Below are 2869 nucleotides of genomic sequence, written 5' to 3'. Positions count from 1 at the left end.
CCCCCACCACACCGAAGGAGCAGCACGCATGAGCACCATCGACCACAAGGCCACCCGCCAGGCGATGACCGAGCAGGTCGCCGCATTCATCGCCAACCCCGCCGGATGGCCTGCCGCGATGGCGGCCCGCGCCCTGCGCCTGCGCTCGGGTCACCCGGCCTACTCCCCCAACAACCACGCCCTGATCGTCTGCCAGCTCTGGGGACGGTTCGCGGCCGAAGGCCTCAGCGACGAAGCCGCGTTCGATGCCGCGATCCGCGCCGCCGCCGAGGAGATCGCCCCCCGCTACGTGTGGAGCAAGCGCGGATACGCCCCCACCGGTGGCGCTCTGGCCGTGTGGTCGCGGCCCGTGCCGATGTGGATCGACCCCGCCACCGGCAAGAAGGCCACCAAGGACACCCCCGGAGCCGAAGAACGCCGCGTGTTCCGCATCGAGCAGACCTACCGCGCCGCCGACGTGATCAACGAGGACGGCCAGACCGGCGCGGCCGCGTTCGCAGCGCCCGAGCTGCCCGAGGGCGAAGCCCGCCAGGTGTTCGAGCGGCTCGCCGCGTGGATCACCGGCCAGGGCTGGAGCGTTGAGCGCAGCGGCCGCGACATGGCCGAGGGCGGCTACACCGTGCATGCCACCCGCCAAATCGTCGTGCATGGCGGCCTGGCCGGATGGGCGGCCGTCGAGACCCTGGCCCACGAGGTCGCCCACGCCCTGTTGCACGGAGCCGAGGACGAGCGGCCCTACGCCGGACAGCACCGAGGCGACATGGAAGCCGAAGCCGAAGCGGTCGCGTTCGGCCTGCTGACCGCGTTTGGTCAGGGCGAGCTGGCCCGAGGATCGGCCCGCTACGCGGCCGAGTGGACCCGCAACCCCGAGCGCGTCGCCGTCGCCTACGAGCGCTCATGCCACGTGCTCGACGCCGTGGCCGCCGTCGCATTCGGAGCCGAAGACGTCACCCTCACCCGGTCCGCCAAGGCCGACAAGGCCCAAGCCAAGGCCGACAACAAGGCCCTAGCCGCCGCGCTGCGCGAGGCCGGCCTAGAGCCCAAGGGCGAGGCCTGGCGACGCGCCAAGGCAGGCGAGCCCATCGAGGCGATCGCTGCCGAACTGCTCGCAGCCGCCTAAGGGCGACGAACCGAGCCGGGGCGAGAACCCCCGGCTCGGTTCACGTCTCCCCCGTTCTTGACCAGCCAGACCACACAGACCAAAACAGGTCGACGGCCTCGCACTCGTGATCGAGCGCGAGGCCTAACGGGTCAGTTGGACAGGTGGGCCGCGTCGATCCGCCGGCTTCACTCCCCCGCCCCCTGCGCCGCCATTGTCGCGCCGGTCCCGGTGCGGTCAAGGGCGCTGCGCGTCGCTCACGCGATGGCCTACGGCCACCCTGGACAGCACCGGTCCCGGCGTCATCTTCGGCAGCTAAGAGGGGACGGGGGGAGAAGGGGCCGAAGAAACGAGATGAACAAGAAAACACGCACAACTACTAGACAGCATTGACCAACTAGACTAGACTGACACTATCAACACGGCAGACCAACCGGGGACCTACCACCCCCGCCACACCGAGGAGGACGCCATGACCTGGAACCCGAACATCAGCACCGAACGACGCGAAGCGATCGGCCGAGCAGGCCGAGCCGTGGTTCGCCTAGCCGTGGATCCCGAGGCCAGGGAGTCCGCCCACCGCCAGAACGTCATCGTCAACGATGTACGAGCGTTCACCGACCGCGAGGCGTGGGACGCCGTGGCCGCCCTAGAGGACATGGTGCTCAGCCGTGGTCTGGTCACCGCCCAGCAGGTCGAGGCCGAAGGGCGCGCGGCCGCCGTGGCCGTGCTCATGGGCGAGGAGGTGGCCCGGTGATGTACGCAGGCGACGAGCACCTCAGCCACGAACAGCAGCATCCCGAGCTGTACGACGGCGAAGGCGACCCGCTCTACCGCCCGTGCGAGGAGTGCGGAGCCGAGCCAGGGGAGGAGTGCCTGCCCTGGTGCACCGGCCCAGCCAGCGAGTAGCACCCGCGAAAAGCACCGTCCCCCCGGCAACGCCACGAGGGCGAACCGAGGGGACGGCATCAACACGGCGACCGGTTACCACGCCGGACGCACCCCACCAGTCTACGAGCACCGGAAGGACAACACAGATGGACCAGCAGCAGACCACCCCGACCCTGGCCCAGGTGATGGGCACCCTCGACGAGCTGGCGGCCGCCGCCCGCGCCGCCGTGCGCCTGGCCCAGGGCCAGCAGATCACCGAGGAGCAGCAGCGCGACGCCTACCACTGGGGCCGCCAAGGCGCGGCCCGCACCTTCGACTGGCGAGGGGAGTAGATCGACCAAGGAAACACGCCGAACCGCCTAGACAACATTGACCAACTAGACTAGACTGACACCATCAACACGGCGGACCAACCGCCCAACCACAAGGAGCACCCACCATGAGCACCATCACCTTCGCCGGGAACCTGGCCGCCGACCCCGAGCTGCGATTCACCCCCAGCGGCCGCGGCGTCGCCCGCTTCACCGTCATCGAGAACCGCCGCCGGCGTACCGAGGACGGGCAGGGCTGGGAGGACGCCGAGCCCAACGTGTTCCGCGTCCAGGCTTGGGGATCGTTCGCTGAGAACGTCGTCGAGTCGTGCGGCAAGGGCGACCGCGTGCACGTCACCGGCAGCATCGTGACCGACCGGTGGGCGGACAAGGAGACGCGCGAGGACCGCACCGCGCAACACGTCAAGGCCGACGAGGTGTCGTTCAGCCTGCGCTACCACACCGTGCGAGCCACCAAGGCGACCCGGAGCAACAACCAGGCCCACGAGGCCGACGACACCCGCGAGGGCTGAGGCGTGGCGACGGGGCGGGGGAGAGCCTGACGGCC

General features: G+C 70.0%; 5 protein-coding genes. All 5 read left to right on the top strand.

Annotated elements, in window-relative coordinates; genetic code table 11:
- The first annotated feature begins 28 nt into the window (after positions 1 to 28).
- The 5 genes from G555_RS0105050 (at position 29) to ssb (ending at position 2834) form a co-directional block, all read left to right on the top strand.
- The gene (locus G555_RS0105050) at positions 29 to 1120 is read left to right on the top strand and encodes an ImmA/IrrE family metallo-endopeptidase (RefSeq protein WP_028708035.1); all 1092 of its coding nucleotides are present in this window, start codon (positions 29 to 31) and stop codon (positions 1118 to 1120) included.
- Between the two features lie 451 nt (positions 1121 to 1571).
- Positions 1572 to 1856 carry a hypothetical protein gene (locus G555_RS22200; RefSeq protein WP_028708034.1) on the top strand — a complete coding sequence of 95 codons (285 nt, stop codon included), beginning with the start codon at positions 1572 to 1574 and terminating at the stop codon, positions 1854 to 1856.
- Positions 1853 to 2008 carry a hypothetical protein gene (locus tag G555_RS22195; protein WP_156887444.1) on the top strand — a complete coding sequence of 52 codons (156 nt, stop codon included), beginning with the start codon at positions 1853 to 1855 and terminating at the stop codon, positions 2006 to 2008. The genes G555_RS22200 and G555_RS22195 overlap by 4 nt, the downstream gene beginning before the upstream one ends.
- Before the next feature lie 128 nt (positions 2009 to 2136).
- Entirely contained in the window at positions 2137 to 2322 is a 186-nt protein-coding gene (locus G555_RS0105035; protein WP_028708033.1) for a hypothetical protein, read from the top strand.
- 107 nt (positions 2323 to 2429) lie between these two features.
- Positions 2430 to 2834: a single-stranded DNA-binding protein gene (gene ssb / locus G555_RS18060; RefSeq protein WP_051208465.1), complete on the top strand. Its 405-nt coding sequence runs from the start codon at positions 2430 to 2432 to the stop codon at positions 2832 to 2834.
- Positions 2835 to 2869: the final 35 nt, after the last annotated feature.

Source organism: Propionicicella superfundia DSM 22317, assembly GCF_000423465.1.
Taxonomy (GTDB): Bacteria; Actinomycetota; Actinomycetes; order Propionibacteriales; family Propionibacteriaceae; genus Propionicicella; species Propionicicella superfundia.
The sequence above is the reverse complement of the archived record's forward strand: the minus strand, read 5'-3'. Positions and strand labels throughout refer to the sequence as shown.

Excerpts from the sequence above, each read along its gene's own strand:
- G555_RS0105050 (WP_028708035.1), top strand. The coding sequence starts at position 29 with ATGAGCACCATCGACCACAAGGCCACCCGCCAGGCGATGACCGAGCAG.
- G555_RS22200 (WP_028708034.1), top strand. The coding sequence starts at position 1,572 with ATGACCTGGAACCCGAACATCAGCACCGAACGACGCGAAGCGATCGGC.
- G555_RS0105035 (WP_028708033.1), top strand. The coding sequence starts at position 2,137 with ATGGACCAGCAGCAGACCACCCCGACCCTGGCCCAGGTGATGGGCACC.
- ssb (WP_051208465.1), top strand. The coding sequence starts at position 2,430 with ATGAGCACCATCACCTTCGCCGGGAACCTGGCCGCCGACCCCGAGCTG.